This is a genomic window from Schnuerera sp. (genome assembly GCF_035459645.1).
Lineage (GTDB): Bacteria > Bacillota > Clostridia > Tissierellales > Tepidimicrobiaceae > Schnuerera.
On record NZ_DATHXO010000438.1, the window covers coordinates 1 to 5,863 of the forward strand.

Below are 5,863 nucleotides of genomic sequence, written 5' to 3' on the forward strand. Positions count from 1 at the left end.
AGGCAGTGGTTTTAACCACTCCTTTTTAATTTCAAGGTAATGGATATTAGGAGGATTATTATGGCAATTAGCGAAAGAATTCATAAGTATAATTTAAATAACAAAAATATTGTACTAGACATTAATAGCGGAGCAGTTCACATAGTAGATGATGTAGTTTATCATATATTGGATTATTATGAAACCAATACTTTGGATGGGATTATTAACTTATTAATTGAAAAATATGATAAAGATACTATATCGGAAGCTTATAAGGAAATCAAAATATTAGAAAAGGAAGGAGTTCTCTTTTCTGATGAATCAAATATGATGGATATAAAATATAATGAGGATAATGTAATAAAAGCCCTCTGTTTACACGTTGCCCACGATTGTAATTTAAGATGTAATTATTGTTTTGCATCTCAAGGTGATTTTAAAGGGGACAGGTCTTTGATGAGCTTAGATGTGGGAAAAAGAGCCTTAGAATTTTTAGTAGAAAATTCTGGCAATAGAAGAAATTTAGAGGTTGATTTTTTTGGCGGAGAACCATTAATGAATTTCAATTTAGTAAAAGAGCTTGTATACTATGGAAGAGAATTGGAAAAGGATAATAATAAACATTTTAGATTTACCATCACTACTAATGGAGTTTTATTAGATGAGGATAAAATAGATTTTATAAATGAGCATATGGATAATGTGGTAATGAGTTTAGATGGTAGAAAAGAAATAAATGATAATATGAGAAAAACTGTAACTGGTCAGGGTAGTTATGATATAATATTACCTAAATTTAAAGAACTTATTAATAAAAGAGGGGACAAGGATTATTTTATTCGTGGAACCTTCACTAGCTATAATTTAGATTTTTCTAAAGATGTATTAGATTATTATCAAAATGGTTTCAAAATGACATCTATAGAACCAGTGGTAACAGACCCAGATATGGGATATGCTTTAAGGGAAGAACATATGGAAACTGTATTAGAAGAATATGAAAAATTTTCTAAAGAATATATTGAAATTAAAAAAAAGGATAAAGATTTTCTATTTTTCCATTTTATGATAGATTTAAATCAAGGTCCTTGTTTAGCAAAAAGGGCTGTAGGATGTGGTGCAGGTTCTGAATATATGGCTGTAACTCCAGACGGAGATTTATATCCTTGCCATCAATTTGTAGACGACAAAAGCTTTAGAATAGGTGATGTTTTTAATGGGATTAATAATACACAACTTAGGAAAGAATTTAAAAGAGCCAATGTTTTCAATAAAGAAGAATGTAGAAATTGTTGGGCTAAGTTTTATTGTAGTGGTGGATGTCATGCTAATGCTTATAATACCAATAAGGATATAATGAAACCCTACAAAATTGGTTGCGAAATGGAGAAGAAACGAATTGAATGTGCTATTTCTATTTTGGCAAATTGTAATGATTAGATAAAGATTATTAGCTAAATTTAGCATGGGAGGTAATAGTAATGAATATGAAAAAAACTCTACTATTTGTACTGATTATCGTTATAGTAGGTTTGGCTTCTTATACTGCATTATATGGTGTAGATATTGGAAAGATGAAGATTACTAATATGAAAGATTCTATTGATTTAGGTTTGGATTTGGCTGGTGGAGTATATGTTATTTTAGAGGCTGAAACCGATTTAGAAGGTGTTGAACTCAATAGAGCTATAGACCAAACTATTATGGTAATTAATAAAAGAGTAGATGGTTTAGGGGTTGCAGAACCTAGTATTGTAAAGGAAAGTAATAAAAGAATTCGGGTAGAACTGGCAGGTATAGATAATCCCCAAGAGGCTATAGATATTATAGGTAAAACTGCTCAGTTGCAATTTATCGATCCTTTAGGAAATGAGGTTTTAACTGGAAAGAATGTTAAAAATTCTGAAGCTAGATTTCAACAAACAGATTTTGGAGATAAACCAGTTGTTTCTTTAGAGTTTGACAAAGAAGGTTCTACTAAATTTGCTGAAGCAACTACTGAATTAGCTGCAAAAGAAAATGTAGGTGAAAAAATTATATATATAATGTTGGATGGAGAGATTATCTCAGCTCCTATAGTAGAAGATCCTATTAGAGATGGTAGAGGAGTTATTTCTGGTGAATTTACCATAGAGGAAGCTAGTAATCTGGCTAATTTAATCAGAGCTGGTGCCTTACCAGTGGAAATGAAAGCTCTTCAATCAAGAGTTATTGGTCCTACTTTAGGATTAGAAGCTTTTGAAAGAAGTATTAAAGCTGCAGGTATTGCTATACTGTTTATATTCTTATATATGTTAATTATCTATAGAATACCTGGATTAGTAGCAAATATTGGACTTACTATTTATATTTTAATCGTCGTTTATGCAATGAAAATGTTAGGTGTAAAATTAACATTACCAGGTATTGCAGGACTTATTCTGTCTATTGGAATGGCAGTGGATGCTAATGTATTAATATTTGAAAGGATAAAGGAAGAGATAAAGAATGGAAAATCCATTAGAGCTTCTATAGATCACGGATTTAAAAGGGCTTTAACTTCAGTTCTAGATGCTAATATAACAACTTTGATAGCCGGTTTTGTTTTATATTATTTTGGGATAGGTCCTATTAAAGGGTTTGGAGTTACGTTAATTTTAGGTATTGTAGCTTCTATGATAACGTCTGTATTTATTACTAAATATTTATTAAAACTAACAGTCGAAATTTCTAATACTAAGAATACAAAATTGTATGGAGTTTAAGGGGTGAAAATATGAATATCATTAATAAAAGAAAGGTTTTTTATGTAATTTCTTCAACTATTATTATAATAGGTTTGATAATGATGGTAGCTAAAGGGTTGAATTATGGGATTGACTTTACAGGTGGTACATCCATTCAAATTAAAATTGGGAGAATGGTATCCGTTGACGAATTAAGAGAAATTATGGATAATTATGATAGTAATGCAAGTATTGTCCATGTAGGTAACAATAAAGATGAAATAATAATTAAGAGTAATAAAGATTTTGATAATGAAAAAATTAATGAAATAGTCAACATATTTGTAGAAAAATATGATGTAAAAACAGATGGAGTTCAATCAGAAAAATTTATGGCAACTATGGGAGATGAAATAAAGAAAAAAGCGGTAATATCTTCTATTATTGCTGCAGTAGGAATGTTAATTTATATAACCTGGAGATTTGAATTGAAATTTGCTATAGCTGCCATTGTAGCATTATTTCATGATGTGTTAATTATCTTATCAATTTATGCTATATTCGGAATACCAGCAAATAATGCTTTTATTGCGGCTATATTAACTACTATTGGATATTCTATTAATGATACTATAGTTATATTCGATAGAATTAGAGAAGAAACCAAGCTTAGTCCAAGACTTTCTCTCGAGGATTTGGTTAATCTAAGTATTAAAAAATCATTGACAAGAACTATTAATACTTCTATAACTACATTGGTAGCTGTAATAATTTTATATATCGTTGGTGTTGAAGATGTAAAGGTATTAGCATTACCCCTTATATTTGGTATATTTTCTGGGACCTATTCATCTTTGTTTATTGCAAGTCCAATTTGGTATGCCCTTAAAAATAGAGAAATCTTCAAAACTAAAAAAGCATAAAACTGCCACTATGGCAGTTTTATGTAGTTAAACCTTTGTTTATTGGGTAAAAATCCTGTAATATATATTAATAAATTCGGTGAGGAGGGATGTTATGGAAAAAGGTTTCGTTTTTTCATTAATATTTGCAGCTATAGTTGCGGTATTTGCGCTGAAGAACGGGGACAAGGTGTTAATTGATTTTATATTTACAAAAGTAGAGGTTTCTCAAGCTATTGTAATATTTGCTTCTGCAATTTTAGGAGCTGTAACTGTATCTATTTTGGGTACTATGAAGAATATAAAGTTTAAAAAGGAGATTAAGGAATTAAATAAAAAGTTGAATCTCATGGTAGTAGAAAAAGATGAGTTAAATATTTTATTGGAAGAAAAGGAAAATGAGATTCAATCTTTAAAAGAAGAACCGGCTGCTAATAATACATACTTAGAACAAGATGAAAAAAATATGGAAATAGATAATAGTGCCAAAGATTAATTTGACTTAAATGACTGAGCAAATAGGAGTGAATTTATTTTGGAATTATGGTATTTAAAAAACGTAAAAATAGATTTAGATTATATATCAAAAAAATTAAGAATAAGTAAATTGTTAGCAAGGATTATGGCTAATAGAGGAGTTAAAGATATAAAATTAATGGACAGTTTTATCTATCCTAGTTTAAAAAAGCTGCATAATCCAAGACTTATGAAGGATATTGATTTAGGAGTAAATTTACTTAAAGAAAGTATTTTAAATGGCGAAAAAATAAGAATTTCTGGTGATTATGATCAAGATGGTAATTCAGCTATACTAACCCTTTATAAAGGCATTAAAAGATGTGGTGGGAATGTTGATTATATAATACCTCACAGAATTAGAGATGGTTATGGGATAAATGAAAGAATGGTAAAAGAAGCCAAAGAAGATGAGGTTGACCTTATTATCACTTGTGATAATGGAATATCCTCTTTTGATGCAATTCAATTAGCTAAGGATTTAGGAATAAAAACAATTGTAACAGACCATCATGATGTAAGTTATATTGAAGATGAGGAAGGCAATAAAGAATATGTATTACCAGAGGCTGAGGCTGTCATTAATCCAAAAAGACCAGATTGTAATTATCCTTTTAAAGAATTATGTGGTGCAGGGGTAGCTTTCAAGTTTATACAAGTACTTTATGATGAATTTGGAATTAATGTCGAGGAATCCTATGAATTACTAGAATATGTAGCCATGGGTACAGTTTGTGATGTAGTGGATTTAATTGATGAAAACAGGATAATAGTGACAGAAGGCCTTAAAATGATAAATAATACTGATAATATTGGTTTAAAAGCGTTAATCAAGGCAACAGGTCTAGAAGGGAAAAAAATCAGCACCTATTCATTAGGGTTTATATTAGGGCCTTGTATTAATGCTTCTGGACGATTGGATACTGCTGAAACTGCTGTTGAAATGTTCTTAACCCAAGATCCACAATTAGCAAAAAAATATGCAGAGGAACTTTATCAACTAAATGAAGAACGAAAGGAAATGACTGAGGATGGATTTAAAAGGGTTATTGACCAGATAGAGCTAGGAGATTTTTCAGATCAAAGAGTATTAATTATATATGAACCAGATATCCATGAAAGTATAGTAGGAATTATTGCTGGAAGGGTAAAAGATAGATATTATAGACCTACCATTATTCTGACTAAATCAAAAGATGAAAATAGAATAAAAGGCTCTGGCAGGTCTATTGAAGAATATAATATGTTTGCAGAAATATCCAAATGTAAAGACTTATTATCAAGTTTTGGTGGACATCCTATGGCAGCTGGGGTATCATTGGATATATCTAATTTAGATAGCTTTAGAGAAAAACTAAATAAACAAGCTTCTTTAAGTGGAGAAGACCTTTTACCTAAAGTTTATATAGATATCCATTTGCCGTTGGATTATATAAGTTTCAATCTAGTAGAGGATTTGAAATCTTTGGAACCATTTGGCAAAGGAAATCCAAAACCTTTATTTGCCGATAAAAACATCTCTATAAAAAGAGGGTTTATTTTAGGGAAGAATAAAAATGCACTAAAACTATTACTATTAACAAAAAAAGGTAAAACTATTGATGGTCTATATTTTGGCGATATAGAGGAATTTGAAAATAAATTAATAGAGAAATATGGAACAGATGAAGTAAACAAGATGTTTAAAGGTATTGATAATAAAATAAAAGTTGATATTATATATACACCAAATATTAATGAATATATGGGTAATAAGAG

General features: G+C 29.7%; 5 protein-coding genes. All 5 read left to right on the forward strand.

Annotated elements, in window-relative coordinates:
- Nucleotides 1-60: 60 nt before the first annotated feature.
- Nucleotides 61-1,422 carry a thioether cross-link-forming SCIFF peptide maturase gene (gene scfB / locus VK998_RS10335; RefSeq protein ID WP_325228047.1) on the forward strand — a complete coding sequence of 454 codons (1,362 nt, stop codon included), beginning with the start codon at nt 61-63 and terminating at the stop codon, nt 1,420-1,422.
- A 41-nt stretch (nt 1,423-1,463) separates the two neighbouring features.
- Nucleotides 1,464-2,726: a protein translocase subunit SecD gene (gene secD, locus VK998_RS10340; RefSeq protein ID WP_325228048.1), complete on the forward strand. Its 1,263-nt coding sequence runs from the start codon at nt 1,464-1,466 to the stop codon at nt 2,724-2,726.
- Between the two features lie 11 nt (nt 2,727-2,737).
- Nucleotides 2,738-3,610 carry a protein translocase subunit SecF gene (gene secF / locus VK998_RS10345; protein ID WP_325228049.1) on the forward strand — a complete coding sequence of 291 codons (873 nt, stop codon included), beginning with the start codon at nt 2,738-2,740 and terminating at the stop codon, nt 3,608-3,610.
- Between the two features lie 94 nt (nt 3,611-3,704).
- Nucleotides 3,705-4,085, forward strand: a complete 381-nt coding sequence (locus tag VK998_RS10350; RefSeq protein ID WP_325228050.1) for a LapA family protein — start codon at nt 3,705-3,707, stop codon at nt 4,083-4,085.
- Between the two features lie 39 nt (nt 4,086-4,124).
- The coding region (gene recJ / locus VK998_RS10355; protein WP_325228051.1) for a single-stranded-DNA-specific exonuclease RecJ at nt 4,125-5,863 on the forward strand (1,739 nt) is incomplete at its 3' end.

What these genes read in the sequence shown, in the direction of transcription:
- VK998_RS10350 (WP_325228050.1), top strand. Translation starts at nt 3,705, where the DNA reads ATGGAAAAAGGTTTCGTTTTTTCATTAATATTTGCAGCTATAGTTGCG.
- scfB (WP_325228047.1), top strand. Translation starts at nt 61, where the DNA reads ATGGCAATTAGCGAAAGAATTCATAAGTATAATTTAAATAACAAAAAT.
- secD (WP_325228048.1), top strand. Translation starts at nt 1,464, where the DNA reads ATGAATATGAAAAAAACTCTACTATTTGTACTGATTATCGTTATAGTA.
- secF (WP_325228049.1), top strand. Translation starts at nt 2,738, where the DNA reads ATGAATATCATTAATAAAAGAAAGGTTTTTTATGTAATTTCTTCAACT.